The organism is Mesorhizobium sp. CA4 (genome assembly GCF_020165075.1).
Lineage (GTDB): Bacteria > Pseudomonadota > Alphaproteobacteria > Rhizobiales > Rhizobiaceae > Mesorhizobium.
On sequence record NZ_JAIUHK010000009.1, the window covers coordinates 90,987 to 117,891 of the forward strand.

The window sequence follows — 26,905 nt, forward strand, 5'->3', positions numbered from 1 at the left end:
TTGTCAGCCCTTGCGCGGCAGTTGCGGCACAAGGCTGCGCTTGTTGCCGTCCTTGCCCTTCGGCTCCGGCTTCTGCGCCACTGCCTTCTTGGGCGCAGGCTTCTTGGCCACCGCCTTTTTCGGCTTCGGCGCGTCTTCCGGCTCTTCCTTCTTCGGCTGCACGGGCGACTCGTCGGCGAGCGATTCGAGCTTCAGGCCGGACTCGCCGGTTTCCTTCTTCTCGACGGTCACGCGCACCGTGCCGCCCTTCTTGAGCTTGCCGAAAAGCACTTCGTCGGCCAGGGGCTTCTTGATGTGCTCCTGGATGACGCGGCCGAGCGGACGCGCGCCCATGCGCTCGTCATAGCCCTTGTCGGCCAGCCAGGCGATCGCGTCCGGCGACAGGTCGAAGGTGACTCCGCGCTCGGAGAGCTGGGCTTCGAGCTGCATGACGAACTTCTGCACCACCTGATGGATGACAGGCACCGGCAGCGAGCCGAACGGGATGATTGCGTCCAGACGGTTGCGGAACTCCGGTGTGAACAGCCGGTTGATCGCTTCGACGTCGTCGCCTTCGCGCTTGGTCGAGCCGAAGCCGATCGCCGCGCGCTGCGCGTCCGAGGCGCCCGCATTGGTGGTCATGATCAGGATCACGTTGCGGAAGTCGATCTGCTTGCCGTTGTGGTCGGTCAGCTTGCCGTGGTCCATCACCTGCAACAGGATGTTGAACAGGTCCGGATGCGCCTTCTCGACCTCATCGAGCAACAGCACGCAATGCGGATGCTGGTCGACGCCGTCGGTGAGCAGGCCGCCCTGGTCGAAGCCGACATAGCCGGGAGGCGCGCCGATCAGCCGCGAGACGGTGTGGCGTTCCATGTATTCCGACATGTCGAAGCGGATCAGCTCGACGCCGAGCGAGGCGGCAAGCTGTTTCGCAACTTCGGTTTTGCCGACGCCGGTCGGGCCTGAGAACAGGTAGGAGCCGATCGGCTTCTCCGGTTCGCGCAGGCCGGCACGCGCCAGCTTGATCGCCGAGGTCAGCGCGGTGATGGCCGTATCCTGGCCGTAGACCACGCGCTTCAGCTCGATATCGAGCCCCTGCAGCACCTTCTCATCATCTGCCGAAACCGTCTTCGGCGGGATGCGCGCCATGGTGGCGATCGTCGCCTCGATCTCCTTGATGCCGATCGTCTTCTTGCGCTTGGCCTCGGGCACCAGCATCTGCGAGGCGCCGGTCTCGTCGATCACGTCGATCGCCTTGTCAGGCAGCTTGCGGTCGTTGATGTAGCGCGCCGACAACTCGACCGAGGCCTTGATCGCTTCGCTCGTGTAGCGGACCTTGTGGAACTCCTCGAAATAGGGCTTCAGGCCCTTCATGATCTCGATGGCGTCCTCGATGGTCGGCTCGTTCACGTCGATCTTCTGGAAGCGCCGCACCAGCGCACGGTCCTTCTCGAAGAACTGGCGGAACTCCTTATAGGTGGTCGAGCCGATGCAGCGGATGGCGCCGGACGAAAGCGCCGGCTTCAGAAGGTTCGATGCATCCATGGCGCCGCCCGAAGTGGCGCCCGCTCCGATCACGGTATGGATCTCGTCGATGAACAGCACCGCGCCCGGATAGTCCTCGAGCTCCTTCACGACCTGCTTCAGCCGCTCCTCGAAGTCGCCGCGATAGCGGGTGCCGGCCAACAGCGTGCCCATGTCGAGCGCGAAGATGGTGGCGTCCTGCAGCACTTCCGGCACGTCGCCCTCGACGATGCGCTTGGCCAGTCCCTCGGCGATCGCCGTCTTGCCGACGCCGGGATCGCCGACATAGAGCGGGTTGTTCTTGGAACGGCGGCACAGCACCTGGATGGTGCGGTTGATCTCGCTGTCGCGGCCGATCAGCGGGTCGATCTTGCCGGCCCGCGCCTTGTTATTGAGGTTGACGCAGTAGGCCGTCAGCGCGTCCTGCTGCTTCTTCTTGCCGCCCTCTTCCTGCGGCTCGGCGCCGTTCTGGCCGCCCTGCTCGTCCTCGGCGCCGCGCGGCGTGCGCGATTCCGAAGCGCCCGGGCGCTTGGCGATGCCATGCGAGATGTAGTTGACCGCGTCGTAGCGGGTCATCTGCTGTTCCTGCAGGAAATAGGCGGCGTGGCTCTCGCGCTCGGCGAAGATGGCGACGAGCACATTGGCGCCGGACACTTCCTCGCGGCCGGACGACTGCACATGGATCACGGCGCGCTGGATGACGCGCTGGAAGCCTGCGGTCGGCTTCGAATCTTCGTCATAACCGGTGACGAGATTGTCGAGCTCGGTGTCGATATAGGTGAGAACGGTGTGCTTGAGCTCGTCGAGATCGACATTGCAAGCGCGCATGACGGCGGCCGCCTCGGTGTCGTCGATCAACGCGAGCAGCAAATGTTCGAGCGTCGCATACTCATGATGCCGCTCGTTGGCGAATGTCAGCGCCTGATGTAGCGCCTTTTCCAGGCCTTGGGAGAAAGCCGGCATGTTACCTCACTTCTTCTCCATCACGCATTGCAGCGGATGCTGATTCTGTCGGGCGAAATCCATGACCTGGGACACTTTGGTCTCGGCCACCTCGAATGTGTAGATGCCGCACTCGCCCACTCCATGATTGTGAACATGAAGCATGATGCGTGTGGCGGCTTCGCGGTCCTTTTGGAAAAACCGTTCCAGGACGTGAACGACGAACTCCATCGGGGTGTAGTCGTCGTTCAGGATGAGGACCCGGTAGAGACTGGGCTTCTTGGTCTTGGTTTTGGTGCGCGTGATAACAGCGGTGCCGCGACCGGGATCGTTGCGGTCACCGTCACTTTGCATTCGCACCACGTCTGCCGTGGCAGTCAAACCGATCGTCACGTAGTCCAGCCTTTTCGATTCCCCATGCGAGTTCAACATGTAGGTTCTCGATGAACGATTTTAAGCCCTTCTGTTTAGCTGACAATATGGCTAGGTGGGCAAACCTCAGCGAATTTCTCAATCGTGAATGCAGCAAGGCGCATCAGGTTGCGATTGCGCATGAAAAAACCCGGCCGCGTTTCCGCGACCGGGTCCTTTTCGCAGGCCGGTTGGCCGTATCGGCCATGATCGGGCGAAATTACTTCGCCTTGGCGACCACCGATTCGAACGGCTTGTAGGCTTCCTTGGCGAGCTCGGCATAGAGATTGCCGATCTTGCTGGCCTCGGCCACGAAGCTCTCATAGCTCTGCTTGGCGTAATCGGTCTGGATCTCGACGGCCTTTTCGATCGACTTGGCCGAGAACAGCTTCTCGAAAGCGGCGCTGCCGGCCTCGAAGCTCTTTTTGGTGTATTCGCCGGCTTCGGTGGCGATCGCCTGCGCGCCCTTGGTGAGCGAGGCAAAGCTCTTCAGCCCGGTGTCGGCAAACTCCTTGCCGTATTTCGTGAAGTCCTCATAGGTCTGGGTCATTTCATGCTTCCCTTGGTTGAAACGCCCTTTTGGCCCCGGGCGCCCTTGTGCAATGCACCTCAATATATTGTGCGATGCACAAAAGTCAAGAATCCCCTTAGTATGCAGGGGGTTCAGCGCTGGCGGCTGGTAAAATTCGATTAAAGAGAAGCTCGATTTGCCGAAAAATGGTGAACGCGGCGGTTACCATAAACGGATTGGTAACGCTGGGCGCGATAGCGTGGCCCGAAGCGAGGCAGGCACTCCCTTTGCCGCCTCCGGGGCAACGAAAATTCAGGGTAAGTAACGGTGCGTCAGGCGTTGTCGGGGCTGGTCTCCAAATCTTTCTCCCTCAAGGCAATCATGATCGCTGCGCTCGCGATGACGGTTGTAGTCGCCGATGTGGCGTCGGCAATGGCAGCGAGATCCTCGGCCATCGTCGTGGACGCCAAGACCGGCAAGGTACTCTACTCCGCTGACGCCAATGGCCGGCGCTATCCCGCCTCGCTGACCAAGATGATGACGCTCTACCTCACCTTCGAAGCGCTGGCGAAGGGCAGGATCAGCAAGAACACCCCGGTTCCGTTTTCCGCGCATGCCTCCGCCGAGGCGCCGACCAAGCTCGGCGTGCGCGCCGGCGGCTCGGTTCCGGTCGAGACCGCGATTCTGTCGATCGTGACCAAATCTGCCAACGACTCGGCGACCGCGCTTGGCGAGATGCTTGGCGGCAGCGAAGAGAATTTCGCCCGCATGATGACAGCCAAGGCGCGCCAGCTCGGCATGAACGGCACCGTCTTCCGCAACGCCAACGGCCTGCCCGACCCCGGCCAGTTCACCACGGCGCACGACATGGCGATGCTTGGCATCGCTCTGCGCGAGCACTACCCGCAATATTACGGCTATTTCTCGCAGCGCTCGTTCCTGTATGGCCGCCAGCGCATCAACGGCCACAATCGCCTGCTTGGCCGCATCAAGGGCGTCGACGGTATCAAGACCGGCTATACCCGCGCCTCGGGCTACAATCTCGTCTCCTCCGTTGCCGATGGCGACCGCCGCCTCGTCGCGGTGGTGATGGGCGGCGCTTCCGGCCGCAGCCGCGACAACCAGATGGCCGCGCTGATCAACACCTATCTGCCGCGCGCCTCGACGCGCGGCGGCGGCGATCTCATCGCCAAGGGCAATGACAATCCGGTCAAGACATTGGCCAAGGTTTTGTTGCCCAAGCATGACGCGCCGACGCCCGATGCCAAACCGGCAGCGGACGACACCGTCGTTGCCTCAGCCGATAACGTCCAGGACGACACGCAACAGGTCGCCGAAGAGACCAAGCCCGTCATCAAGGTCAAGAAGGTGAAGACGGTTGCCGTGGCCGCCATGGTGCCGTCTCCCAAGTCACAGGACACCTCGTCCCAGGTCGTCACCGCCTATGCCGAGCCGGCACCTGCCGCGCCCGCGATAGATCCGGTCAAGACGTCGTCAGTGCCATCCGGCTGGGTGGTTCAGGTTGCGTCATCGCCGACGAAATCGGGAGCCCAGGCGCTGCTCGACCAGACCGCCAAGCAGGCGCCGAAGATCCTGGCTGACGCTTCGGGCTTCACCGTCGCCTTCGACAAGGACGGCACCACCTACTACCGCGCCCGCTTCGGCGGCTTCGGCTCGAAGGACGCCGCGTGGAAGGCCTGCGATGCGCTGAAGCGCAAGAAAATCTCATGCTACGCCGTCGAGCAGTAGGCGGCCGTTGAATCTCCCGGAAGGTACCTGCGTCGAAGGAGACTAATCGTGATTGGAGAGCAAGACGTCCTTGGCTTCATTGATTCGCGCCGCCAGGACAGACGTGCCGCCGACATCGGTGTTCAAGCGCTGCATCAGGCGGCGGTGCGCCTTGCGGATATCCGCCGCGGCAGCCCCCGCTTCAAGACCAAGGATCTTGTAGGCCTCCTCCTTAGTCATGGCGCCCGCACCTGGCGCAATAGCCAGCCCTTCGCCACCGTGCGGCTGCGCGTCCTTGCGCCAGACGGGAAAACGGCCGTCAAGATACGTCTCTAGGAGCTGACGGCTCTCCAGATCGGGGCTGAGCTCGCTATAAAGCTGGCGCAGGTCCGTCAGCCCCATGGCCCCAAGCATCTTGCCTTCATAACGCCCGGCCAGGACAAGCCCCTCGAGCCTGCCGCTGTCATGATCGAGGTCCATTTCGAGCGCGGCGGTGCGCACGGTCGAGTGTTTGGACGCCGCTGCCCTTGCCGCAGGCCGCCTCGTGCGTATCCAGCCGACCCAGGCCAGCGCCGCGAGCAAAAGCAGTCCGCCGATAAGGCTGCGGCCGAAGATCAGCATGGGCGCGCCGACCAGCCCCAGGAAGGCGGGGCCAAGCGATCTCAGACTGCCGGCCATCCTTGCCGCATCCGCGCGCACAAAGAGCAACGCGGCGCCGAAGAGCACCACGAGCACCGCTGCCAAGGCGAGGATCACGCCCATCGACTAGCACCGCCGTACGGATGACCGAGCATAACAAATAGGATGGGACGAAGGTCCTGCGCTTGCAAGTCCCACATCGGACAAGCCGGAAGGCCAGCGCCGGGGACGATCCGCAAAACCGTGCTTAGAGCAGACCCAGTTCGGCGAGTTCCAGCCTGAGCTTCGGCGGCATCTCGGCGAGTGCCGCCCTGCCCTTGCCGAGATCGGCCGGCGCATCGGCGGGCTTGAGGTAACGCCACCCCTGGAAGGCGCGGCGCGGCTGCCAGTCGGTGCGCACCACCTCAGGATCGAGCACCAGATGACAGCGACCGATCCCTTCATCATCGGTGAAGGGCCTGATCTCGGTGATCAGTTGCCGGCACTGCACGCTGCCCTTGATCACCCAATAGAGCGAACCGCCATCGGTGATCTCATCGCCGCGCGTCGGCACCATGCGGGTGGTGTGCCAGTGCTCGGCCGGCTCGCCCGCGCGGCGCCGCTCATCGAGACGGAAGGCAATCCACTCTTCGAGGTCCTCGACGCTGTCGCAGCCGACGCACAGTTTGATAAGGTTGAGTGACATGCCCCAAGATCTAGCCGCAAGGGTTGACGCGTCAACGCCTTGAGCGACTTCTCCACAGGGCCAGTCTGGGGTCTCGGTAACACCTCAGCACTCCACCACATTGACCGCCAGGCCGCCGAGGCTGGTTTCCTTGTATTTCTCGTTCATGTCCAGGCCGGTCTGGCGCATGGTCTCGATCGCGGCGTCAAGCGGCACGAAATGCGTGCCGTCGCCCTTGATGGCCAAGGAAGCGGCCGTCACGGCCTTCACCGCGCCCAGCGCATTGCGCTCGATGCATGGCACCTGCACCAGGCCGCCGACCGGATCGCAGGTCATGCCGAGATGATGTTCGAGCGCGATCTCGGCGGCGTTCTCGACCTGCTCGGGCGTGCCGCCCATCACCGCGCAAAGGCCGGCGGCAGCCATCGCCGAAGCGGAACCGACCTCGCCCTGGCAACCGACTTCGGCGCCCGAGATCGAGGCGTTGGACTTGATAATGCCGCCGACGGCAGCGGCCGTCAGCAGGAAGTCGCGGATGCTCGGCTGGTCCGCTTCGGGATGGAAATGCAGCCAATAGCGCAGTACTGCCGGCAACGTGCCGGCCGCGCCATTGGTCGGCGCCGTCACCACGCGACCGCCGGCGGCATTCTCCTCATTGACCGCCATGGCGTAGATCGACAGCCAGTCATTGGCGAGCAACGGATTGGGCCGGTTCTGCTGCCACTGTTCCTGCAATTTGTCATGCAGTTGCCGCGCACGGCGGCGCACCTTCAGCCCGCCGGGCATGATGCCGTCCTGCGACAGGCCGCGATCGATGCAGCCCTTCATCGCGCCCCAGATCGCGTCGAGGCCTTCGTCGAGCTCCTCGCGCGACATGTGCCTTTCCTCGTTGGCGCGCTTCATCTCGGCAATCGAAAGCCCGCTCTTTGCCGCCATCGCCAGCATCTCGGCGGCATTCTTGAACGGGTACGGCACCGTCTTGCCCTCGGTCGTCACCGAGCCCTTGGCCTTCATGCGCTGCAGCTCTTCCTCGGAAACGACGAAACCGCCGCCAATCGAATAATAGATGCGCTTGAGCAGTAGCCGGTCGGATGCGTCATAGGCATAGAAGGCCATCCCGTTGGCATGGCCGGTCAGCGGCGTCTTGCGGTCGAGCACGAGGTCCTTGGCGGGATCGAAACGGTATGTCGGGTGCCCGGGCGGGGAAATCAGCTTCTCCGCGCCGATGCGAGCGACGATGCCCTCGGCCTCGTCCGGATCGACCGTCTGCGGCGTCTGGCCGGCCAGGCCGAGGATGACGGCGCGATCGGAGCCGTGGCCGATGCCGGTATAGGCGAGCGAACCATGCAGGCTGGCGCCGATACGATCGACTTTCACGCCCGCCGGACGCGGCCAGTCGCCGGCCAGGATCTCATCGAGGAAACGGCGCGCGGCCGTCATCGGCCCCATCGTGTGCGAACTCGACGGGCCGATGCCGATCTTGAACAGGTCGAAAACAGAAAGGAACACGGGGCCGTTGTCTCCTGGAGGCCAATCAAGACTTACATACAGGAATTCCCGCGATGTTTCCGCTGTTTTGCATGGCGCGGCGCGGCGGCTGCCGACCTTGTTTGCTCCGCCAGCGACATCGTCCTCCCGAGAGCTCTCGCGCCCGTCGAAGCGACGGCTCGGCCCGTGTTACAAGAAGTCATGGGCGACTCACTCCACCTTTCAATGGCAGATCTGGCGGCGTTGACCTTCTTCCTGGTCGTCTGGGTGCTGCACACGCTCGCTTCCGACGGCCGGCTGATCAGCCGCGTCTCGCTGACGACCGCCATGAACGCGCAGCGTGAGGCTTGGATGCGCAACATGGCCGAGCGCGAGATCCGCATCGTCGACACCGCCATCATGGGCGGCCTGCAGCAAGGCACCGCCTTTTTTGCCTCGTCTTCCCTGATCGCGCTCGGCGGCTGCTTTGCTTTGCTCGGCGCCTCCGATCGCGTGCTTCAGGTTCTGGCCGACCTGCCCTTCGGCGCGGCTTCGTCGCGCGAAGCCTTCCAGACCAAGGTGTTCGGCCTGGTGCTGATTCTCGCCTTCGCCTTCTTCAAATTCGGCTGGGCCTACCGGCTGTTCAATTACTGCTCGATCCTGATCGGCGCAGTGCCCACCCCGCATGGCCCAGCATCGCGCAATCCGGTCAGCGAAACGGCGGTGTGGCGGGCGACGCGCATGAACGTGCTCGCAGGCAAGCACTTCAACTCCGGCTTGCGCGCCGTCTTCTTCTCGATCGGCTATCTCGGCTGGTTCGTCGACCCAATCGTCTTCGTCATGTCGACGCTGGTGCTTCTGGCGGTGCTGGTGCGCCGCCAGTTCTTCTCGGCGGCGCGGCAGGCGGTGCTCGGTCAGCCGCCCGGTCCGGGAAAAGGCTGATCGATGCGGCCGGCGATCCAATAAGCGATGAGCCCGGTCCATTCACGCAGCGCCTTGGTGGTGATTTCCAGATTGTCACCGGGGCTTGTGCGGTACAGGCGTTCCCTTCCCGTGGTCCAATAGTCAACGGGCCAGGGGACCGTAGGAAAGCCGGCCCTGTCGAACAGCGCCTTGGCGCGCGGCATATGAAAAGCCGACGTGACGAGCAGCCAGGTCTCGCCCGGTTTCGGCATCACCATCCTCTTGGTGAATATGGCATTCTCGTACGTGGTGCGCGATTTGTTTTCGAGGACCAGGCGATCGGCGCTTACCCCAAGGGCTGTAAGCAGGCGCGGCGCGGCGTCCGCATCGCCCTCGCCTTCGCCGATCATTTCGAGCGGACCGCCCGTAACGACGACCTTTGCCATCGGGAACCGCCGGGCCAGCACCGCCGCCTCGACGATACGGTCGCCGCTGGCATTCAATTCATAGCCGCCGCGCACGATATTGACCGCCCCGTCCATGGCGCCGCCCAGCACGACGATACCGTCCACCTTTGCCGGCAGCGGCGGTTTCGGAAAGCGCTCTTCCAGCGGGTTGAGCATCAGGACGCCAATCGACGACCATGTCGAAAGCACAAGGATGAGAAAGGCAAGGACGCTGCCGGCGGTTGCCAAGCGCCGACGTCTCAACATGCCGGCAACCAGGCCTGCCAGCAGCAGGAAGATCGCCAGGTTGAGCGGCCTGGCGACAAACCAAAAGAGCTTCGACAGGAGGAAGAACATCACTCACCCCGCTGGGTCGCCGCTGACCCTGACGGGATTGAGCCTACCACCATTTTTCCGGCTGGAACCTGCCCGCCGCCTGCTCGATGACGTTGGCCGTCTGGAACAGCGTTTCCTCGTCGAACGGGCGGCCGATCAGCTGTAGGCCGAGCGGCAGGCCCTTGCCGTCGAGGCCGGCAGGCACGGAAATGCCGGGAAGGCCGGCCATGTTCACCGTCACGGTGAAGATGTCGTTGAGATACATCTTGACCGGATCGGAGGCCATGTCCTCGTCGGCGATGCCGAAAGCGGCCGATGGCGTCGCGGGCGTCAGGATGATGTCGATGCCGGCGGCAAAGACGTTCTCGAAGTCGCGCTTGATCAGGGTGCGCACCTTCTGCGCCTGCAGATAGTAGGCGTCGTAATAGCCGGCCGACAGCACATAGGTGCCGATCATGATGCGCCGCTTGACCTCGCGGCCGAAACCGGCGGCGCGGGTCTTCTCATACATGTCGACGATGTCCTTGCCGGGCACGCGCAGGCCATAGCGCACGCCGTCATAGCGGGCGAGGTTCGACGAAGCCTCGGCGGGCGCCACGATATAGTAAGCCGGCAAGGCATATTTGGTATGCGGCAGCGAGATGTCGACGATCTCGGCGCCTGCATCCTTCAGCCAGGCGATGCCCTGCTGCCAGAGCGCCTCGATGTCTTCCGGCATGCCGTCGACGCGATACTCCTTCGGAATGCCGACCTTCATGCCCTTGATCGGCTTGCCGATCGCCGCTTCATAGTCCGGCACCGGGCGGTCGACCGAGGTCGTGTCCTTCGGATCGACGGAGGCCATCGACTTCAGCAGGATCGCGGCGTCGCGCACGTCGCGCGCGATCGGTCCGGCCTGGTCGAGCGAGGAAGCGAAGGCAACGATGCCCCAGCGCGAGCAGCGCCCATAAGTCGGCTTGATGCCGACCGTGCCGGTCAGGGCGGCGGGCTGGCGGATCGAACCGCCGGTGTCGGTCGCTGTTGCACCGGCGCAGAGGAACGCGGCTACCGACGATGCCGACCCGCCGGACGAGCCGCCCGGCACCAATTGGGCGTTGTCCAAGGTCCGCGCGGTCTTCGTGCCGCCGGCGGAAACAAAGCCGCCATCGCCCTGATGCGTCGTCGGCATGACGACCGTATCGACACGCGAGCGCCGCCATGGATTGATCACCGGGCCGTAATAGGAGGTCTCGTTCGACGAACCCATGGCGAACTCGTCCATGTTGAGCTTGCCGAGCATCACCGCGCCGTCGGCCCAAAGATTGCTGGTTACGGTCGATTCGTAGCGCGGCTTGAAGCCGTCGAGCACGTGGCTGCAGGCCTGGGTGTGGATGCCTTCGGTGGCGAACAGGTCCTTGATGCCGAGCGGAATGCCTTCAAGCGCGCCGCCCTCGCCCTTGGCGAGCCTGGCATCGGAAGCCTTGGCCATGTCGCGCGCCTTGTCGGCGGTGATGGTCACATAGGCATTGAGCACCGGATTGGCGCGATCGATCGCCGCGAGATAAGCCTCGGTGATCTCGGCCGCGGTGATCTCCTTGCCGCGCAGCTTGGCGCAGGCCTCGGAAATGGTGAGATGGGTGAGATCGCTCATCAGGCAAGGCTCTTTTCGTAAAACACCGACCACTCGGAGTCGGGATAATCCAGCACCGGTCCGCAACGCGAGAATCCGGCACGCTCATAGACGGTCCAAGCGGCGGGGTGGCGATCGCCGGTTTCGAGAACCAGGCGGGTCAGCCCTTCCTGCCGGGCGAGCGCTTCAATCCGCCCGACGATCTCGGCGCCGATCTTGCGGCCGCGATGCGAAGGCCGCGTGTACATGCGCTTGACCTCGCCGGTGGCATTGTCGTGGCGCTTGAGCGCGGCGCAACTGACGGCAAGGCCGTTGTCGCGGGCGATGAACACCGTCGTATCCTTGCCCGCCATCTGCTCGACGGTCAGGTGATAGCAGTGCTCGGGCGGCGTCAGTTCGAGCAGCGCGGCATTGAGTTCGGCGACCAGCGCGCGCACGTCGTCCTGCAAAGGCGTCTCGACGGCGATCTCGACAGCCACGGCCTACTCCACCACCTTCGGAACGAGGAAGAAATTCTCTTCCGTTGCCGGCGCGTTGGCGACGATGTCGGCAGGCTTGTTGCCGTCGGTGACGACATCCTGGCGCTTCTTCATTTCCATAGGCGTGACCGAGGTCATCGGCTCGACGCCCGAGACATCGACCTCGTTCAATTGCTCGACGAAGCCGAGGATGGCGTTCAATTCGCCGGTCATGCGCTCGGCGTCCTCCTCGCTCACCGCGATACGGGCAAGGTGCGCGACGCGCTTCACGGTCTGAAGATCAACGGACATGTTCTATCGCCTCGGGAAAACCAGTGCGGGCTATAGCGGCGCGGCGCTCAGCACGCAACATGGATCATGTGGGCCGCGGACAGCCCAGCGTCGCCTCAAGCATGTCTCGCAACGCGCTTTCGGAGAGCGCGGCTCAGATCGTGATCGCCTTGCCGATTTCCGGCAGCGCCACGTTTACGCCTGAGCCTTCCATGCCGGCGACGAACTTGTCGGCGGTCTGGTCGATCATCGAGAAGGTGCCGAAATGGCAGGGAACGACCGTATCGAAGCCGAAGAAGCGGCGGCAGGCAAGGGCCGCCACGGCGCCGCCCATGGTGAAGCGATCGCCGATCGGCACGATGCCGATCTTCGGTTCGTGCAATTCGTTGATCAGGCCCATGTCGGAAAAGATGTCGGTGTCACCCATGTGGTAGAGCGTCTTGTCTTGGGGGAAGTGCAGGACGAGCCCGCCCGGATTGCCGAGATAGGTGTTCGTGCCGCCTTCGCCGCCGAAGGAGGACGAATGCAGCGCCTGGACGAAGGTCGTGGTGAAAGGGCCGCAATCGACGGTGCCGCCAATATTGCCCGGATTGATCTTGTCGCCGCTGACGCCCTGGCCGACGAGATACATGCAGATCTCGAAATTGGCGACCAGCATGGCGCCGCTTTTCTTCAGCACTTCGACAGCGCCGCTGACATGGTCGCTATGGCCGTGGGTCAGAAGCACGTGGGTCACGCCTTCGGCCGGTCCTTCCCAGCCGCCCGTCCATGACGGGTTGCCGACCAGATAGGGATCGATGAGAATGGTGGCGTCCTTGGTCTCGACGCGGAATGCCGAATGTCCGTACCAGGTCAGTTTCATAGTGCTTCCTCGATTTTTCCGTTGCCGGAAGATAGAACGCTGGCGGCAAATTGAAAGTAGTGCGGCGCTCCCCACCGTCAAAAGGACGTGTGGCGCCCTTGAGCAGTTCCAGGAAAAGTGCGATCGGTTTTCCGTCCGGAACTGCGTAAGAACAAAGAGATAGAGCGGTTCACCGTTTCCGTGAAACGGTGCGATGCTCTAACGTCAGGAAAAGCCGTTGGGCATTATTTCAATCGAGAATCTGCCGGGTCGGCTTGCCGACGGCAACACGCTCGCCGGGCTCGATCTCGGTGACAAGACGATCGGCGTGGCGGTCTCCGATCGCGGGCTGTCCTTCGCGCATCCGCGCCCGGTGATCCTGCGCAAGAAATTTTCGCTGGATGCCGCCGAACTGCTCGCTCAGCTCGACAAGGACAATGTCGGCGCCGTCGTGCTCGGCCTCCCGGTCAACATGGACGGCTCGGAAGGGCCTCGTGCGCAAAAATCCCGCGCCTTCGTCCGCAACATGGCGCCGCTTTCCGACCTGCCCTTCGTGCTGTGGGACGAGCGGCTGTCGACGGTCGCGGCCGAGCGGACACTGATCGAGATGGATTTCTCGCGCAAGAAGCGCGCCGGCAAGATCGATTCGGCGGCGGCCGCCTTTATTCTGCAGGGAGCGTTGGACCGGCTTCGGTCGCTGGGCCGAGCCGATCGGGGCTGATAGCGCCCCGCCGGCGCTGCCTTATCCATTCGGCGATGTTGCGCCGGCGGCGGAAGGCCCAAAGCCCCATGAGTAGGAAAAAGTCGAAAACGCAGGTTCGCGCCACCATGCCTGGGATGATAGCCGGATCGACGCCGAGCATCTGGCCGTAGAGCTGGAAAGCGAAATCGTGCACCTGTCGGCTCAGCATCGCGTAGCCGAAATTCATGTCGTTGGCCGACAGGAAGAACCATCCCCAGAAGATGGCCATCGGAGCAGCCCAGAGCGTGAATATCGTGCGCATCAGCGCCTGCCTCCAGGGTTGTTTTCCGTGCGGCCGGATATGCGGGACAGGAGCGAACTGTGCGCGGCGCCCATCGCCATGCGCGAGGCGGCGCGAACATCGCCCTCGGGCAAATTCATTGCGGCGAAGGTAGAGCGGCGTTCGGCCAGCACGGCGATGTAGGAAGCAAGCAGCGCCGTCATCTGGATGGCGACGATCATGAACAGGCCATTTACGCCTTGCGCCACGCCGCCGATGAGAATCAGCGAAAGCAGAAACGATGCCGAGATGAAGGCTATCCGCGCCACGCTCTCGCCCGCGTCCGGCCTTGCCGCCGCGTTCAGCAGCGTTTCGACGAAGGCCCAGCAGAACAACACTGCGACGGTCAGGAGCGCGATCGAAAGCGGCGCCAGCACGGCAGCATTTTCAAGCTCGGGGAGCCGGTGGGCCTGGACTGAGAGGCCAAGCACGCCAAACGCCGCCGCGATGCCGCGGCTGCCGTCCATGCAGATATAGGCAAGCAGGGCGAAAACCACCGCCCAATGCAAGGCCAGAACTGAGCTCAACACGTGCCGCATACGTTTCCCGCTGGCGGAGCTCGGGGAGGTCATGGTTAACCGTCCCCTACTCCAGCATGCGGAGATTGGGCTTTGCATCGGCTCGCCGCAACGGAAACCATTTGTTAACGTTAACGGCTATCCACAGATCGGCAATCCGCCTCGGAGCATGATGCCGAAAAATGTGAAGCGGTTTCGGACGGCATCCTGCCCTGTCTCCTTGATATGGAGCAGGATCAGGTCACCGGCGGATAGAGCGTGTCGATGATCATGCGCGCGTCGTGGCGCGAATCGAGCATGCCGTAGGTGGTGCGCCACTGGCCGCCGAGCCGAGTTTCGACAAAGGCGTCGGCAATCCGCCCTGCTCCCAGCCGGCGCAGCTCCGCCGCCGCGGCCGAAAGCGCCAACTGTTCGGTGAGCAGGCGCGCCGAGCCCTGGTCGGTCGCAGCGACCTGCATGGCAGCCTTCAGCACGCCGATGGTGCCGCGCCCGCCGGTGCCGAGATCGCGGTCGATGCCGGTCAGCACCTCCTCGAACAGGCCCGGCGCACGGCCGAGCACGCGCAGCACGTCGAGCGCCATGACATTGCCCGAGCCCTCCCAGATCGCGTTGACCGGCGCCTCGCGATAATAACGGGCAAGCGGCGCTTCCTCGACATAGCCGTTGCCGCCAAGGGATTCCATCGCCTCGTAGAGCAGCGCCGGCGCGATCTTGCAGACCCAGTATTTGACCACAGGCGTCATGGCGCGGGCAAAGGCCGCCTCGCCACGGTCGCTTGCCGCCTCGTCGAACGAACGCGCCAGCCGGAACGACAGCGCGGTGGCCGCGGCGACATCGAGCGCCATATCGGCCAGAACCCGCTGCATCAGCGGCTGGTCGATCAGGTTTGAGCCGAACACCTGGCGATGGCGCGTGTGATGGATGGCCTCGGCAAGGCCCGCCCGCATCAGCGCCGATGAAGCGACTGCGCAGTCGAGCCGGGTCAGCGTCACCATGTCCATGATCGTCTTCACGCCGGCGCCCGGGTCGCCGACCATCTCGCCGATCGCGTTGACGAACTCCACCTCCGACGAGGCATTCGAGCGGTTGCCGAGCTTGTCCTTCAGCCGCTGGAAGCGGAATCCGTTGCCGGAGCCGTCACCCAGGATGCGCGGAACGAGGAAGCAGGACAGCCCTTCGGATGCCTGGGCCAGCACCAGGAAGGCATCAGACATTGGCGCCGACATGAACCATTTGTGGCCGGTCAACCGGTAGAAGCCGCTTCCCGTGCGCTCCGCCCTGGTGGTGTTGGCGCGCACATCGGTGCCGCCCTGCTTCTCGGTCATGCCCATGCCGAGCGTCAGCCCGGTCTTTTGCACTGGAGGCTTCTGCGTCTGGTCGTATTTGCGCGTCGTGACGCGCGGCGCCCATTCGCGGAAGAGCTTCGGGCTTGCCATCAGAGCCGCCAGCGAGGCGCTGGTCATGGTGATGGGGCATAGATGCCCGGTCTCGAGTTCCGCCGTCAGGTAGAAGCGTGCGGCCCTCACCTGATGGCGGCGGCCGATCTCGGCATCGCCGTTTTCCCACACCGAAGAATGCAGGCCGCCGGCGATCGAGCGGCGCATCAAGGCGTGATAGGCCGGATGGTATTCGACCAGGTCGAGGCGACGGCCCTGTCGGTCATGGGTCCGCAATTTGGGCGCGTCAGTGTTGGCGAGGCGGGCAAGCTCCTGCGCCTCCTGCGTCATCACGAACCGGCCAAGCCCGTCGAGATCCTTACGCACGGGATCGGAAAAACGCTCGGCAAGCTGGATGAGTAACGGATCGCCCCGCCACGCATTGCCACCGGTCAAAGGCGGCGGCTGGTTGATCACCTCGTCGGTCACGCCCAATCCTTCAGTTGCCCAATCCTTCAGTTGGCCGAGAGGTTCTGACCATTTCCAAGGCCGCGGTCGCGAATCCGAACCCACTGGGCCTTATAGCCCAAGCCACGGAAGGCGCGCGACGAAAATACCGGGGAGAACGCCTGCAATCCAAAGCTGGCGCTTGCGGCGGGCCGGACCGCACCCTATAGCAGCGCCTTGAGATGACCGACGCTTCGTCCCTGCCGCTCTTCCCCCACCGCCACCTTCTGGGCATCCGCGATCTTTCCCCGGCCGATATCGAGCTGTTGCTCGATCGCGCCGACCGGGCCGTGTCGATCTCACGACAATCGGAAAAGAAGACCTCGACGCTGCGCGGCCGCACCCAGATCAACCTGTTCTACGAGGCATCGACCCGCACGCAGTCGTCCTTCGAGCTCGCCGGCAAACGTCTCGGCGCCGACGTCATGAACATGTCGGTGGCAAGCTCCTCGGTGAAGAAGGGCGAGACGCTGATCGACACGGCGATGACCCTCAACGCCATGCGGCCCGACATCCTGATCATCCGCCACCAATCGGCGGGCGCGGCTGCCTTGCTCGCCCAGAAGGTCGGCTGCTCGGTGGTCAATGCCGGCGACGGCGCGCATGAGCATCCGACGCAGGCGCTGCTCGATGCGCTGACCATCCGTCGCGCCAAGGGGCCGCTGTCGAAGCTGATCGTGGCGATCTGCGGCGACATCCTGCATTCGCGCGTCGCCCGCTCCAACATCGTGCTTCTGAACGCGCTTGGCGCGCAGGTGCGCGTCGTCGCGCCCTCGACGCTGCTGCCCTCCGGCATCGACAGGATGGGGGTGATCGTCGCGCGCTCGATGGCCGAAGGCCTGAAGGACGCCGACGTGGTCATGATGCTGCGCCTGCAGCGCGAGCGTATGGAAGGCGCTTTCGTGCCGTCGATTCGCGAATATTTCCGCTATTTCGGTCTTGATGCCGAAAAGCTGAAAGCCGCCAAGGACGATGCGCTGGTCATGCATCCCGGACCGATGAACCGCGGCGTCGAGATCGCCTCCGAAATCGCCGACGGACCGCAAAGCGTCATCCAGGATCAGGTGGAGATGGGCGTCGCCGTGCGCATGGCGGTTATGGAAGCGCTGCTTGACCCGCGCCGCAACCATGAGGGGCGCGGCGCATGAGCGTGACCGTCTTCAGCAAGGCGCACATCGTCGACCCCTCGCGCGGCATCGACGAGATCGGCAGCGTCATCGTCGACGGCCGCAAGATCGTCGCGGCAGGGAAAGCGGCATTGAACCAGGGCGTGCCGGAAGGCGCCACCGTCGTCGACTGCGCCGGCAAAACGGTCATTCCAGGCCTTGTCGACGCGCGCGTCTTCATCGGCGAGCCCGGCGGCGAGCATCGCGAGACCATCGCCTCGGCAAGCGTGGCGGCCGCCGCCGGTGGCGTCACCTCCATCGTCATGATGCCGGACACCGATCCGGTGATCGACAATGTGGCGCTGGTTGAGTTCGTGCTGCGCACGGCGCGCGACACCGCAAGTGTCAACATCTTCCCGGCGGCCGCGATCACCAAGGGCCTCGAAGGCCGCGAGATGACCGAATTCGGCCTGCTGCGCGAGGCCGGCGCCGTCGCCTACACCGACGGCCGCCACACGATCGCCAATGCGCTGGTGATGCGCCGCGCGCTGACCTATGCCCGCGATTTCGGCGGCGTGATCGCGCATGAAACGCAGGATGCCGACCTCGCCTCGTCCGGCGTGATGAACGAAGGGCTCTATGCGAGCTGGCTCGGCCTGTCGGGCATTCCGCGCGAGGCGGAACTCATCCCGCTCGAACGCGACCTGGCATTGGCCCGGCTGACCGGCGGAGCCTACCATGCGGCAAAAATCTCGTCCGCGATGGCGGCCGGCGCGGTGAACCGGGCCAAGACCGACGGCGCCAATGTCACGGCCGGCGTCGCCATCCACAATCTGTCGCTCAACGAGATCGATGTCGGCGAATACCGCACCTTCTTCCGGCTGACCCCGCCCTTGCGCGCCGAGGACGACCGGATGGCGATGATCGAGGCGATCAAGGACGGCACGATCGACATCATCGTCTCCTCGCACGACCCGCAGGACGTCGACACCAAGCGCCTGCCCTTCGCCGATGCCGCCGCCGGCGCTATCGGGCTGGAGACGCTGCTTGGCGCGGCACTTCGGCTCTACCACAATGGCGACGTGCCGCTGTTGAGGCTGATTGAGACGCTGTCCACCGCGCCGGCAAGATTGTTCGGCCTGCCGGGCGGCACGCTGCAGCCCGGGGCGCCGGCCGATCTCGCGGTCGTCGATCTCGACGAACCGTGGATCGTCAGCGAAAGCGGCCTTCGCTCGCGTTCGAAGAACACCTGCTTCGAAGGCGCGCGCCTGCAGGGCAAGGTCGTGCAAACGGTGGTGGCGGGCCGCACGGTGTTTACTGCATAGACCACCCGTCGCCTGAACTCTGCCGAGGCTGCCGCACAGAGTTGCTTGGCGAACCCTTCCGACTCTACCATTATGACCAACTGATCCTCGAGCGGGCCAGGCCCTTGCAAACTATGGTTGCATAGACCACATTCAATCAACCTTAGGATGCGAACCCGGAGACAAAGGAATATGGGGGAGACAATGGGTTACGCGATCGCGCTCGTCTTCGGCTATCTGCTCGGCTCGATCCCGTTCGGGCTCTTGATCACCCGCGCGGCCGGCCTCGGAGATGTCCGAAAGATCGGCTCCGGCAATATCGGCGCGACCAATGTTTTAAGGACAGGCAACAAGGGCCTGGCTGCCGCAACGCTGCTGTTCGACGCGCTGAAGGGCACGGCCGCGGCGCTCATCGCCGGGTATTTTTCGCCGGACTTCGGACTGTTGGCCGGCTTCGGCGCCTTCCTCGGCCATCTCTTCCCGGTCTGGCTCGGCTTCAAGGGCGGCAAGGGTGTCGCCACCTATCTCGGCGTGCTGCTTGGCCTTGCCTGGCAAGGCATGCTTGTCTTCGCCGTCGTCTGGCTCGCAATGGCCTTCCTGTTCCGCTATTCCTCGTTGGCGGCATTGGCAGCCGCGGTGGTCGTGCCGATCGCGCTCTATGTCACAAGCACGCCGCAGATCGCCGGCGTGTTCGCGGCGATGAGCCTTATCGTCATCGTCAAGCATCGAGCAAACATCTCGCGGCTGCTCGCCGGCACCGAAAGCAAGATCGGGGCGAACGGATGAGCGCCCCGGCTGCCGGCCCGCGTCTCAGCGATCGGCAGCGGCTTGCTTGGCTTCGCCTGATCCGTACGCCCAATGTCGGTCCGGCCTCGTTTCGCGAGCTGATCAACCGCTTCGGCTCTGCCCAAGCCGCGCTTGAAATGCTGCCAGAGCTGATGATCTCCGGCGGTGCCAATCGCATCGTCCGCATCCCCTCCGTCGCCGAGGCCGAAGCCGAACTGGAAGCCGCCCGGCGCGCTCGCGCCCGCTTCGTCGGCATCGGCGAGGCCGACTATCCGCCCTTGCTGAAGACCCTCGACAACCCGCCGCCGCTTCTGGCGGTGAAAGGCGAAGGCGCGGTTTTCCGCCTGCCGGCGGTGGCGATTGTCGGCGCCCGTAATGCCTCGCTGGCTGGCATCAAGATGGCGCGCATGCTAGCAGCCGATCTCGGCCGCGAAGGCTACGCCATCGTTTCCGGCCTGGCGCGCGGCATCGATACCGCCGCGCATAAGGGCAGCGTTTCGACCGGCACTGTCGGTGTTCTGGCCGGCGGGCTCGATGTCCCCTACCCGCCCGAGAATGCCGGCCTGTGCGACGAGATCGCCGACCGCGGCGGCGCCGTCCTGTCGGAAATGCCGTTCGGCTGGCAGCCGCGCGCGCAGGATTTCCCGCGCCGCAACCGCCTGGTCGCCGGCATGGCGCTTGGGCTGGTGGTGGTGGAGGCGGCGCAGCGCTCCGGTTCGCTGATCAGCGCCCGCCTTGCCAACGAAATGGGCCGGTTGGTCTTCGCCGTGCCGGGTTCGCCACTCGATCCGCGCGCCGCCGGCTGCAATGCGCTGCTCAAGGACGGGGTCACGCTCGTCACCGAAGCCGCCGACGTGCTTGGCGCGCTGATGCCGCTTGCCGGCACCCGTCGTCAGCGGACCACGCCGATTGCCGAGGCGCCCGACATGTCGGCCATGCCGCCGCCCCGCGAAAGCGAACGCGCCGATGTGCTTGAAGCGCTCGGGCCAACGCCGACCGCGGTGGATGATATCATCCGCCACACCGGACTGAGCGCCGCGCAGATCGCGATGGTGCTTCTGGAACTTGACCTCGCCGGACGGCTCGAGCGTCACGCCGGCGGAAACGTGTCGCTCATCGCTTGACTTGGCGCGTGCGCCGCAACGCCGATTTCCTCACCGGAACAAATATTTGGACACTTCGGGATTGCCGCGGCGCCACATCACATTGTCGAGGAAATAGTGGTGCACATTGATGAAGATCAGCACGATGAAGAAGAACAGCGACGAACCGAGCACCTGCTTGTCATAGGGGACCAGTGCGGTCAGCAGGAACGGAATCAGCCAGAAGCCGAGATAGCCGAGTGCGCCACCCCCGATGATGAATCCCAGCACCCGCAGCCTGTAGCGGGGCCCGAGCACGGATAGTATCTTCGGCTCCGGATCCCGCGCGGCATCCAAGACGTCACGCTCGACATTGGTTTGATAGCGCCATACCACGGCCAGATATTGCAGTGAGTGCAGCGCCGGCACCACCAGCAGCCAGAGCGGGTTTATCCTGGCAATCAGGATCCAGAGATAGAGGGACGCGACATAGGCAACGATGCCGTTATACGGCAGGCCGCCGTTCTTTCGCCAACGGTTGGCCAGCATCAGGAGCGTAGCCGCTGTCGATGCGACGGCCGCCGCCAAGGCAATATCGGTGATCCATGAAGGCGCGGCGAAGGTGTAATACTGAAGCCCGTAATACTGTCCCGCGGTCACCGCCGTGTTGGTCTGCAGCCAGGCCAGGATCCACACCGCGTAACTGTTGACGAGCAGCACCTTCTTGTCGCGGTCGTCGAAGAATTTGCGTTTCAAGACGGCGTCGACCATCAACATGCCGTAGCCTTGCTTGACGTAATGCCAGCCGACGAAGAAGAACATCGCGTTAGCCGCGAAGCCCAGCAACCGCGTGTTCGACGTCGCCGCGCCATAGGCGAAGAACAGGACCATGATCACCGGAACGACGACGCCGGCGAAAATGTAGCGGAGCTGCAGGCTTCTGTCGTAGCCGTCGCCACGCGCCTTCCGGCTGAAATTGCGATAGAAAATCTGGTAGGAATGCGCGAAATGCGGATAGTTCACCAGATAGGCCACGACGACCATCGTCGCGGCTAACGGACCTTCATAATCGCGCGGCACAAAGAATAGCACGGGCAGGATCAGAAACGCGCTGCCGCCGAGCATGAGGAAATCGGCGACCGGGCCGAAGAGATATTTGCCGGGCGGAGTTGCCGCTTTACGGGCGGTGGTCTCTACCGAAAGGTCAAGTGCCATTCTGGAGCCTCCCTCGGGGGGGCCGAGTTTAACCATGACCCTGCCCATGGAACAAGTTTGCGGGGGGCCGACTCTCATTGGTCTTGGGGAAAGTCACGCCGTTAGGGTAAGGCAGCTCGAGCGATCTTCATCAGCCGCTTTCTGGCTTCTGCCACACGCTTCTGTTCCAACCTTATACGATCGCACAGCGCAAGGTTGATCCCTACGCCGCAGTCCTCTTCCAGCATTTCCTTTGCGTGATTGAGAGAAGTCTCTGCGCGTTTTACGCTCTGCCTGGCCCTGGCCAGTTCCAAGTTCCGTACGTCCACTGTATCCGCATCCCAGATTGCGGTCCCTTCAACAAGGAAACAGCCGCGCGCAAGTTTTTGTTCCGATTGCCGGGGACGCAGACGACATGTCCTTGCTTCGATCGCCTGTATGGAAAGCGTCGGCAGGTTTTCTCTGGCATCTATTTGGGTGTTGAAATTTGGTGAGCGCGATGGGATTCGAACCCATGACCTACTGATTAAAAGTCAGTTGCTCTACCGGCTGAGCTACGCGCTCCCGCGGGCTCGAAACGCCGCCCTCGAAATTGCGCGGAACATAGGGAGAGTGCCGCGGCCGGTCAACCGGAAAAAGACGGGCTTCCAAGGCGGATTTTTTGAACGGTTTCGAAGGGGCGCCGAGAGTATTTGCGAACGGCTTTCGATGCCTGCGCCAATGGCCCGACTCCGGGCTACTTCAGAAAGCCCTCAAAAAAATCCATACAATAATAATGGCCTGAAACAATGGGCTGATGGTGGAATGAGGAACCATTGCAACCGGGGGCCGTTCCGCAAAACAGGGACGACCCGTCAACCATCGAGGAGAAGATCAATGAACAAGATCGCATCGGGCCTGTTGGCAACCGCTCTCTCGGCCTCGTTCGTCGTGGCGGAGATGGTGCCCGTCAACGCCCAGCCGGCCTATGTACCGCAACCCCAAGGCCTGTCGTCAGATGTCCAGACCGTACAGTATCGGGATTGGAGAAGGCACCGTGCCTTCAACCGGGATTTCTCGCGTCGTGGTGACGCCGTCTACTGGAACGGCCATCGCGGCTATCGTGAGTATCGCCGCGGCTATCGCCGGCATGGCGACTACTGGTTCCCGCTGGCAGCTTTCGCCACCGGCGCGCTGATCACCGCCGCCATCGTCAACAGTGAGAACAACCGCGTCTATCGCGGCAATTCCCATGTCCAATGGTGCTATGACCGCTACCGCTCTTATCGCGCCTCGGACAACACCTTCCAGCCTAACAGCGGTCCGCGTCGGCAGTGCGTGTCGCCCTATTGACGGCTTCCAGTCAGTACCCAGGGCCTTGATCGACCGAGCCCGCCCCGTAAGGCGCGGGCTCTCTCTTTCTGATTTGCTTGCTTTGCAACGACGGACTTGGTCAGTTCGCCCATCGTATAGTCTTGAAAACCAAATATAGAGCGCCGCCTTCACCGCGCGGGGAGCGGTAAGCTCCAAGCGCATTGCAAACCCGCACCATCGCCGCCGTCAGTTCCCAGCCGAGTGCTTCCAGGTCACCGCCCGTATCGTCCACATAGGCTTGGGCCAGGTCGTCCACGCCCTTTTCTTCGCCGAATGACCGCACCAGTTTGGCGTCGCTGAGAAGGTCGCCAGGCAAGTTCGAATTGGCCCACGCCCAGAGCCAATTGCCGGCCTTGCCGCTGGTGGAGTCCGCAGTCTGGATTTCCGAAACGACCTTGACGCCACTCTGGTCGGAAAACACCAGCTTTCCTGCCGTCAAGTCGTAGTCGTAGCGCGACCAGCTGCCGAGGCGGAAATCCTTCGCCAGGCGCGCATTCTTGGCCGTGAGCTGTTCGAAGGCCTCATCACGCCAAGCAGGATACCAATCCGGCTGCATTCCCCTCGCCCAATCCCGTAAATCGCTATCTCACACTTAGCGTCCTGCGCACCGCATCGCGCCATCCGGCCAGTTTCGCCGAGCGCATTCTGGCGTCCATCTCCGGCTTGAAGCGCCGCTCCAGCGCCCAGCTCTTGGCGAATTCTTTCGCTTTCGGCCAGACACCCGCCTTCGACCCGGCAAGCCAGGCCGCGCCAAGCGCCGTCGTCTCCAGGATCGTCGGACGGTCGACCGGCGCGTCGAGAATGTCGGCGAGCCGCTGCATCGTCCAATCGGATGCCACCATGCCGCCGTCGACGCGAAGCACCGTCTTGGCCGAGGCGCCTTTCCAGTCCTTGCGCATCGCGTCGAGCAGGTCGCGCGTCTGGAAGGCGACCGATTCAAGTGCCGCGCGCGCAAACTCGGCCGGGCCTGAGTTGCGCGTCAATCCGAAGATCGCGCCGCGCGCATCCGCATCCCAATGCGGCGCGCCGAGGCCGACAAAGGCCGGCACCAGGTAAACCTGCTGCGCCGGATCGGCGCTCGCCGCGAGCGCACCGCTTTGCTCCGCCTTGCCGATCACCTTGATGCCGTCGCGCAGCCACTGTACGGCGGCGCCCGCGACGAAGATCGAACCTTCCAGCGCGTAAGTGGTCTTGCCGTTCAATCGGTAGGCGATCGTGGTCAGAAGCCGGTTCCTCGAGCGGACCAGGTCAGCGCCGGTGTTGAGCAGCGCGAAACAGCCGGTGCCGTAGGTGGATTTCATCATGCCGGGTTCGAAACAGGCCTGGCCGATGGTCGCCGCATGCTGGTCGCCGGCGACGCCGAGGATCCGCATCTCGGCCCCGAACAGGCTCTTCTCGGTGACGCCGAAATCGTCGGCGCAATCCTTCACCTCGGGCAGGATCGCGGCCGGGATATTCAGGATCGAAAGCAGCTCGTCGTCCCAGACATTCTTCTCGATGTTGTAGACCAGCGTGCGCGAAGCGTTGGTCGCGTCGGTGGCGTGCACTTGGCCAGCGGTCAACCGCCAGATGAGAAAACTATCGATGGTGCCGGCGAGCAACTCGCCCTTCTCGGCTCGCTTCCTGGCACCCTTCACCTTGTCCAGCATCCAGGCGATCTTGGTGCCGGAGAAATAGGGGTCAAGCAGCAGGCCGGTCTTCTTCGTGAATTTTTTCTCCAGCCCCTGCTTCTTCAGCTTCTGGCAGAGCGGCGCGGTGCGTCTGTCCTGCCAGACGATCGCGTTATGGATCGGCTTGCCGGTCGCCTTGTCCCAGATCACGACCGTCTCGCGCTGGTTGGTGATGCCGATCGCGGCGACATCCGATGCCGCGCGGCCGGCGGCCTTCAGCGCCGCTTTCACCGTGGCGAGAACGCTCGTCCAGATGTCTTCCGGGTCGTGTTCGACCCAGCCGGAAGCCGGATAATGCTGCGTGAATTCTTGCTGGCCCGTGCCGGCGACCTTCATGCTGTCGTCAAACAGGATCGCCCGGGTCGACGTCGTTCCCTGGTCGATCGCCAGCACAAAACCGCTCATTCCATCCCTCCACTTCTCATGCAACAGGGGAGACGGCCAAGCCGCCTCCCCCGCATTTCTGAATGGGCACGTATGCCCACGTTATGTGCTTACTTCTGCCAGCTCTTGACCAGCTCGTCATAATTGACGGTGACCGGCTTTTCCTTCTCGTTCTCGATCTTGAGCTGCGGCGCAAGGTTGCCCTTCGAGACGGCGTCCTTGTTCCAGTATTCGAGATCGTGCTCTTCGGCCATCTTCGGGCCGATGTCGCCCTGCACGCCCGACTTCTCGAGGCGGGAGAGAACCTTCTCCTGGTCGGCGCAGAGCGAATCCATCGCTTCTTGCGGGCTCTTGGCGCCCGAAGAGGCGTCGCCGATGTTCTGCCACCAGAGCTGCGCCAGCTTCGGATAGTCCGGAACGTTGGTGCCGGTCGGGGTCCACTGCACACGCGCCGGCGAGCGGTAGAACTCGATCAGGCCGCCGAGCTTCGGCGCCCGTTCGGTGAAGCTCTTGTCATGGATGGTGGAGTCTCGGATGAAGGTCAGACCTACCTGGCTCTTCTTCACGTCGACGGTCTTCGAGACCACAAACTGCGCATAGAGCCACGCAGCCTTGGCGCGGTCGGTCGGCGTCGACTTCATCAGCGTCCAGGAACCTGCGTCCTGATAGCCGAGCTTCATGCCGTCCTTCCAGTAAACGCCGTGCGGCGACGGCGCGACACGCCATTTCGGCGTGCCGTCATCGTTCACGACCGGCAGGCCGGGCTTGGCCATGTCGGCGGTGAAGGCCGTGTACCAGAAGATTTGCTGCGCAATCGTGCCCTGCGAGGGCACCGGCCCTGATTCTGAGAAGGTCATGCCCTGCGCTTCCGGCGGCGCATAGGCCTTCAGCCAGTCGAGATATTTCTGGATGGCGTAGACCGAGGCTGGACCGTTGGTGTCGCCGCCCCGGGCGACGCAGGAGCCGACGGGACGCGACTTCTCGTCGACCTTGATGCCCCATTCGTCGACCGGCTTGCCGTTCGGAATGCCCTTGTCGCCATTGCCGGCCATCGACAGCCAGGCATCGGTGAACCGCCAGCCGAGCGACGGATCCTTCTTGCCGTAGTCCATGTGGCCATAGACCTTCTTGCCGTCGATCTCGCGGCCGGTGAAGAATTGGGCAATGTCCTCATAGGCCGACCAGTTGACCGGCACACCGAGGTCGTAGCCGTATTTGGCCTTGAAGTCCGCCTTGTTCTTTTCGTCGTTGAACCAGTCGTAGCGGAACCAATAGAGGTTTGCGAACTGCTGGTCGGGCAGTTGGTAGAGCTTGCCGTCCGGCGCGGTGGTGAACGATTTGCCGATGAAGTCGTCGACATCGAGCATCGGATTGGTGACGTCCTTGCCCTCGCCCGCCATCCAGTCTGTGAGGTTGCGCACTTGCTGGTAGCGCCAATGCGTGCCGATCAGGTCGGAGTCGTTGACCCAGGCGTCATAGAGGTTCTGGCCCGTCTGCATCTGGGTCTGAATCTTTTCGACGACGTCTCCTTCCTGGATGACGTCATGCGTGACCTTGATGCCGGTGATGGCCGAGAAGGCCGGCGCCAGCACCTGAGATTCATAGGAATGGGTGGCAATGGTTTCCGACACCACCTTGATCTCCATGCCGGCAAACGGCTTGGCGGCGTCGACGAACCACTGCATTTCCTTTTCCTGATCGGCGCGCGAGAGCGTCGACAGGTCGCCTATCTCCTTGTCGAGAAAGGCTTTTGCCTCGTCCATTCCGGCATAGGCATGGCCCGCTCCGAGCAATAGAACAAGGGCCGTCGTCGATGTTAGTAATTGCCGTCGCATGTGTCTCCTCCACTTA

The 26,905-nt window shown here is 63.4% G+C and carries 26 protein-coding genes and 1 tRNA gene; 8 read left to right on the plus strand and 19 right to left on the minus strand.

What is annotated here, in order from left to right; genetic code table 11:
- Nucleotides 1-3: 3 nt before the first annotated feature.
- The 3 genes from clpA to LB528_RS09985 all read right to left on the minus strand — a co-directional run bounded on the left by clpA (nucleotide 4) and on the right by LB528_RS09985 (nucleotide 3,409).
- Entirely contained in the window at nucleotides 4-2,469 is a 2,466-nt protein-coding gene (clpA, locus tag LB528_RS09975) for an ATP-dependent Clp protease ATP-binding subunit ClpA (protein WP_140841263.1), read from the minus strand.
- Nucleotides 2,470-2,475: 6 nt separating this feature from the next.
- Complete coding sequence (gene clpS / locus LB528_RS09980) at nucleotides 2,476-2,802, minus strand: ATP-dependent Clp protease adapter ClpS (protein ID WP_036258315.1); 327 nt, start codon at nucleotides 2,800-2,802, stop codon at nucleotides 2,476-2,478.
- A 277-nt stretch (nucleotides 2,803-3,079) separates the two neighbouring features.
- Nucleotides 3,080-3,409, minus strand: coding sequence for a phasin family protein (locus tag LB528_RS09985; protein WP_224510408.1), 330 nt, complete (start codon nucleotides 3,407-3,409; stop codon nucleotides 3,080-3,082).
- A gap of 288 nt (nucleotides 3,410-3,697) precedes the next feature.
- Here LB528_RS09985 and LB528_RS09990 point away from each other — a divergent pair, with 288 nt between their 5' ends.
- Nucleotides 3,698-5,119 carry a D-alanyl-D-alanine carboxypeptidase gene (locus LB528_RS09990; RefSeq protein WP_224714732.1) on the plus strand — a complete coding sequence of 474 codons (1,422 nt, stop codon included), beginning with the start codon at nucleotides 3,698-3,700 and terminating at the stop codon, nucleotides 5,117-5,119.
- Nucleotides 5,120-5,161: 42 nt separating this feature from the next.
- Here the strand turns inward: LB528_RS09990 and LB528_RS09995 are convergent, their stop codons facing one another.
- The 3 genes from LB528_RS09995 to LB528_RS10005 form a co-directional block, all read right to left on the minus strand.
- The gene (locus LB528_RS09995) at nucleotides 5,162-5,860 is read right to left on the minus strand and encodes a molecular chaperone DnaJ (RefSeq protein WP_224714733.1); all 699 of its coding nucleotides are present in this window, start codon (nucleotides 5,858-5,860) and stop codon (nucleotides 5,162-5,164) included.
- Between the two features lie 124 nt (nucleotides 5,861-5,984).
- Nucleotides 5,985-6,422 (minus strand): DUF1489 family protein, encoded by a 438-nt coding sequence (locus LB528_RS10000; RefSeq protein ID WP_224510413.1) that lies wholly within the window; start codon nucleotides 6,420-6,422, stop codon nucleotides 5,985-5,987.
- An 84-nt stretch (nucleotides 6,423-6,506) separates the two neighbouring features.
- Complete coding sequence (locus LB528_RS10005) at nucleotides 6,507-7,910, minus strand: L-serine ammonia-lyase (RefSeq protein ID WP_224714735.1); 1,404 nt, start codon at nucleotides 7,908-7,910, stop codon at nucleotides 6,507-6,509.
- A gap of 180 nt (nucleotides 7,911-8,090) precedes the next feature.
- Here LB528_RS10005 and LB528_RS10010 point away from each other — a divergent pair, with 180 nt between their 5' ends.
- Nucleotides 8,091-8,810, plus strand: a complete 720-nt coding sequence (locus LB528_RS10010; RefSeq protein ID WP_224714736.1) for a DUF599 domain-containing protein — start codon at nucleotides 8,091-8,093, stop codon at nucleotides 8,808-8,810.
- Here LB528_RS10010 and LB528_RS10015 read toward each other — a convergent pair.
- From LB528_RS10015 to LB528_RS10035, 5 genes are all read right to left on the minus strand, one after another.
- On the minus strand, nucleotides 8,783-9,574 hold the full coding sequence (locus tag LB528_RS10015; protein WP_224714739.1) for a YdcF family protein: 792 nt from the start codon (nucleotides 9,572-9,574) through the stop codon (nucleotides 8,783-8,785). The two genes, LB528_RS10010 and LB528_RS10015, sit on opposite strands and share 28 nt — an antisense overlap.
- 43 nt (nucleotides 9,575-9,617) lie before the next feature.
- Nucleotides 9,618-11,183 carry an amidase gene (locus tag LB528_RS10020; protein ID WP_224714741.1) on the minus strand — a complete coding sequence of 522 codons (1,566 nt, stop codon included), beginning with the start codon at nucleotides 11,181-11,183 and terminating at the stop codon, nucleotides 9,618-9,620.
- Complete coding sequence (locus LB528_RS10025; RefSeq protein ID WP_224714743.1) at nucleotides 11,183-11,641, minus strand: GNAT family N-acetyltransferase; 459 nt, start codon at nucleotides 11,639-11,641, stop codon at nucleotides 11,183-11,185. The genes LB528_RS10020 and LB528_RS10025 overlap by 1 nt, the downstream gene beginning before the upstream one ends.
- Nucleotides 11,642-11,644: 3 nt before the next feature.
- Nucleotides 11,645-11,932, minus strand: coding sequence for an Asp-tRNA(Asn)/Glu-tRNA(Gln) amidotransferase subunit GatC (gatC, locus tag LB528_RS10030; RefSeq protein WP_127863895.1), 288 nt, complete (start codon nucleotides 11,930-11,932; stop codon nucleotides 11,645-11,647).
- A 133-nt stretch (nucleotides 11,933-12,065) separates the two neighbouring features.
- Entirely contained in the window at nucleotides 12,066-12,773 is a 708-nt protein-coding gene (locus LB528_RS10035; RefSeq protein WP_224714745.1) for a metal-dependent hydrolase, read from the minus strand.
- 217 nt (nucleotides 12,774-12,990) lie between these two features.
- Between LB528_RS10035 and ruvX the strand changes: the two genes are divergently transcribed.
- Nucleotides 12,991-13,473, plus strand: coding sequence for a Holliday junction resolvase RuvX (gene ruvX, locus LB528_RS10040; protein ID WP_224714747.1), 483 nt, complete (start codon nucleotides 12,991-12,993; stop codon nucleotides 13,471-13,473).
- Here the strand turns inward: ruvX and LB528_RS10045 are convergent.
- The 3 genes from LB528_RS10045 to LB528_RS10055 all read right to left on the minus strand — a co-directional run bounded on the left by LB528_RS10045 (nucleotide 13,415) and on the right by LB528_RS10055 (nucleotide 16,157).
- Nucleotides 13,415-13,756: a DUF6105 family protein gene (locus LB528_RS10045; protein WP_224510430.1), complete on the minus strand. Its 342-nt coding sequence runs from the start codon at nucleotides 13,754-13,756 to the stop codon at nucleotides 13,415-13,417. The two genes, ruvX and LB528_RS10045, sit on opposite strands and share 59 nt — an antisense overlap.
- The gene (locus LB528_RS10050) at nucleotides 13,756-14,313 is read right to left on the minus strand and encodes a hypothetical protein (RefSeq protein WP_224510432.1); all 558 of its coding nucleotides are present in this window, start codon (nucleotides 14,311-14,313) and stop codon (nucleotides 13,756-13,758) included. The genes LB528_RS10045 and LB528_RS10050 overlap by 1 nt, the downstream gene beginning before the upstream one ends.
- 215 nt (nucleotides 14,314-14,528) lie before the next feature.
- Nucleotides 14,529-16,157: a DNA alkylation response protein gene (locus tag LB528_RS10055; protein ID WP_224714749.1), complete on the minus strand. Its 1,629-nt coding sequence runs from the start codon at nucleotides 16,155-16,157 to the stop codon at nucleotides 14,529-14,531.
- A gap of 200 nt (nucleotides 16,158-16,357) precedes the next feature.
- Here LB528_RS10055 and LB528_RS10060 point away from each other — a divergent pair, with 200 nt between their 5' ends.
- The 4 genes from LB528_RS10060 to dprA all read left to right on the plus strand — a co-directional run bounded on the left by LB528_RS10060 (nucleotide 16,358) and on the right by dprA (nucleotide 20,495).
- On the plus strand, nucleotides 16,358-17,323 hold the full coding sequence (locus tag LB528_RS10060; RefSeq protein ID WP_224714751.1) for an aspartate carbamoyltransferase catalytic subunit: 966 nt from the start codon (nucleotides 16,358-16,360) through the stop codon (nucleotides 17,321-17,323).
- A complete protein-coding gene (locus LB528_RS10065) occupies nucleotides 17,320-18,606 on the plus strand; it encodes a dihydroorotase (protein ID WP_224714752.1) in 1,287 nt (428 codons plus the stop codon). Before LB528_RS10060 ends, LB528_RS10065 begins: the two co-directional genes overlap by 4 nt.
- 183 nt (nucleotides 18,607-18,789) lie before the next feature.
- Complete coding sequence (gene plsY / locus LB528_RS10070; RefSeq protein ID WP_224714753.1) at nucleotides 18,790-19,371, plus strand: glycerol-3-phosphate 1-O-acyltransferase PlsY; 582 nt, start codon at nucleotides 18,790-18,792, stop codon at nucleotides 19,369-19,371.
- Entirely contained in the window at nucleotides 19,368-20,495 is a 1,128-nt protein-coding gene (dprA, locus tag LB528_RS10075) for a DNA-processing protein DprA (RefSeq protein WP_224714754.1), read from the plus strand. The genes plsY and dprA overlap by 4 nt, the downstream gene beginning before the upstream one ends.
- Before the next feature lie 30 nt (nucleotides 20,496-20,525).
- Here the strand turns inward: dprA and LB528_RS10080 are convergent, their stop codons facing one another.
- Both LB528_RS10080 and LB528_RS10085 read right to left on the minus strand, forming a co-directional pair.
- Entirely contained in the window at nucleotides 20,526-21,668 is a 1,143-nt protein-coding gene (locus LB528_RS10080) for a hypothetical protein (protein WP_224714755.1), read from the minus strand.
- Between the two features lie 467 nt (nucleotides 21,669-22,135).
- A tRNA-Lys gene (locus LB528_RS10085) sits at nucleotides 22,136-22,211 on the minus strand.
- A gap of 312 nt (nucleotides 22,212-22,523) precedes the next feature.
- On the opposite strand from LB528_RS10085, the gene LB528_RS10090 reads away from it, so the two are divergent.
- Complete coding sequence (locus tag LB528_RS10090; RefSeq protein ID WP_224714756.1) at nucleotides 22,524-22,979, plus strand: BA14K family protein; 456 nt, start codon at nucleotides 22,524-22,526, stop codon at nucleotides 22,977-22,979.
- Between the two features lie 100 nt (nucleotides 22,980-23,079).
- Here LB528_RS10090 and LB528_RS10095 read toward each other — a convergent pair whose 3' ends face one another.
- The 3 genes from LB528_RS10095 to LB528_RS10105 all read right to left on the minus strand — a co-directional run bounded on the left by LB528_RS10095 (nucleotide 23,080) and on the right by LB528_RS10105 (nucleotide 26,889).
- Nucleotides 23,080-23,556: a DUF6882 domain-containing protein gene (locus tag LB528_RS10095; RefSeq protein WP_224714757.1), complete on the minus strand. Its 477-nt coding sequence runs from the start codon at nucleotides 23,554-23,556 to the stop codon at nucleotides 23,080-23,082.
- Nucleotides 23,557-23,581: 25 nt separating this feature from the next.
- Nucleotides 23,582-25,075: a glycerol kinase GlpK gene (gene glpK, locus LB528_RS10100; RefSeq protein WP_224714758.1), complete on the minus strand. Its 1,494-nt coding sequence runs from the start codon at nucleotides 25,073-25,075 to the stop codon at nucleotides 23,582-23,584.
- Between the two features lie 89 nt (nucleotides 25,076-25,164).
- On the minus strand, nucleotides 25,165-26,889 hold the full coding sequence (locus LB528_RS10105; protein WP_224714759.1) for an ABC transporter substrate-binding protein: 1,725 nt from the start codon (nucleotides 26,887-26,889) through the stop codon (nucleotides 25,165-25,167).
- Between the last annotated feature and the right edge of the window lie 16 nt (nucleotides 26,890-26,905).

Coding starts and splice junctions, on each gene's coding strand:
- gatC (WP_127863895.1), bottom strand. CDS start 11,932: ATGTCCGTTGATCTTCAGACCGTGAAGCGCGTCGCGCACCTTGCCCGT.
- LB528_RS10045 (WP_224510430.1), bottom strand. CDS start 13,756: ATGCGCACGATATTCACGCTCTGGGCTGCTCCGATGGCCATCTTCTGG.
- LB528_RS10090 (WP_224714756.1), top strand. CDS start 22,524: ATGAACAAGATCGCATCGGGCCTGTTGGCAACCGCTCTCTCGGCCTCG.
- LB528_RS10080 (WP_224714755.1), bottom strand. CDS start 21,668: ATGGCACTTGACCTTTCGGTAGAGACCACCGCCCGTAAAGCGGCAACT.
- LB528_RS10015 (WP_224714739.1), bottom strand. CDS start 9,574: ATGTTCTTCCTCCTGTCGAAGCTCTTTTGGTTTGTCGCCAGGCCGCTC.
- clpA (WP_140841263.1), bottom strand. CDS start 2,469: ATGCCGGCTTTCTCCCAAGGCCTGGAAAAGGCGCTACATCAGGCGCTG.
- LB528_RS10000 (WP_224510413.1), bottom strand. CDS start 6,422: ATGTCACTCAACCTTATCAAACTGTGCGTCGGCTGCGACAGCGTCGAG.
- dprA (WP_224714754.1), top strand. CDS start 19,368: ATGAGCGCCCCGGCTGCCGGCCCGCGTCTCAGCGATCGGCAGCGGCTT.
- LB528_RS10105 (WP_224714759.1), bottom strand. CDS start 26,889: ATGCGACGGCAATTACTAACATCGACGACGGCCCTTGTTCTATTGCTC.
- LB528_RS10095 (WP_224714757.1), bottom strand. CDS start 23,556: ATGCAGCCGGATTGGTATCCTGCTTGGCGTGATGAGGCCTTCGAACAG.
- LB528_RS10035 (WP_224714745.1), bottom strand. CDS start 12,773: ATGAAACTGACCTGGTACGGACATTCGGCATTCCGCGTCGAGACCAAG.
- LB528_RS09985 (WP_224510408.1), bottom strand. CDS start 3,409: ATGACCCAGACCTATGAGGACTTCACGAAATACGGCAAGGAGTTTGCC.
- clpS (WP_036258315.1), bottom strand. CDS start 2,802: ATGCAAAGTGACGGTGACCGCAACGATCCCGGTCGCGGCACCGCTGTT.
- LB528_RS10010 (WP_224714736.1), top strand. CDS start 8,091: ATGGGCGACTCACTCCACCTTTCAATGGCAGATCTGGCGGCGTTGACC.
- LB528_RS10020 (WP_224714741.1), bottom strand. CDS start 11,183: ATGAGCGATCTCACCCATCTCACCATTTCCGAGGCCTGCGCCAAGCTG.
- glpK (WP_224714758.1), bottom strand. CDS start 25,075: ATGAGCGGTTTTGTGCTGGCGATCGACCAGGGAACGACGTCGACCCGG.
- LB528_RS10060 (WP_224714751.1), top strand. CDS start 16,358: ATGACCGACGCTTCGTCCCTGCCGCTCTTCCCCCACCGCCACCTTCTG.
- LB528_RS10065 (WP_224714752.1), top strand. CDS start 17,320: ATGAGCGTGACCGTCTTCAGCAAGGCGCACATCGTCGACCCCTCGCGC.
- LB528_RS10050 (WP_224510432.1), bottom strand. CDS start 14,313: ATGCGGCACGTGTTGAGCTCAGTTCTGGCCTTGCATTGGGCGGTGGTT.
- plsY (WP_224714753.1), top strand. CDS start 18,790: ATGGGTTACGCGATCGCGCTCGTCTTCGGCTATCTGCTCGGCTCGATC.
- LB528_RS09995 (WP_224714733.1), bottom strand. CDS start 5,860: ATGGGCGTGATCCTCGCCTTGGCAGCGGTGCTCGTGGTGCTCTTCGGC.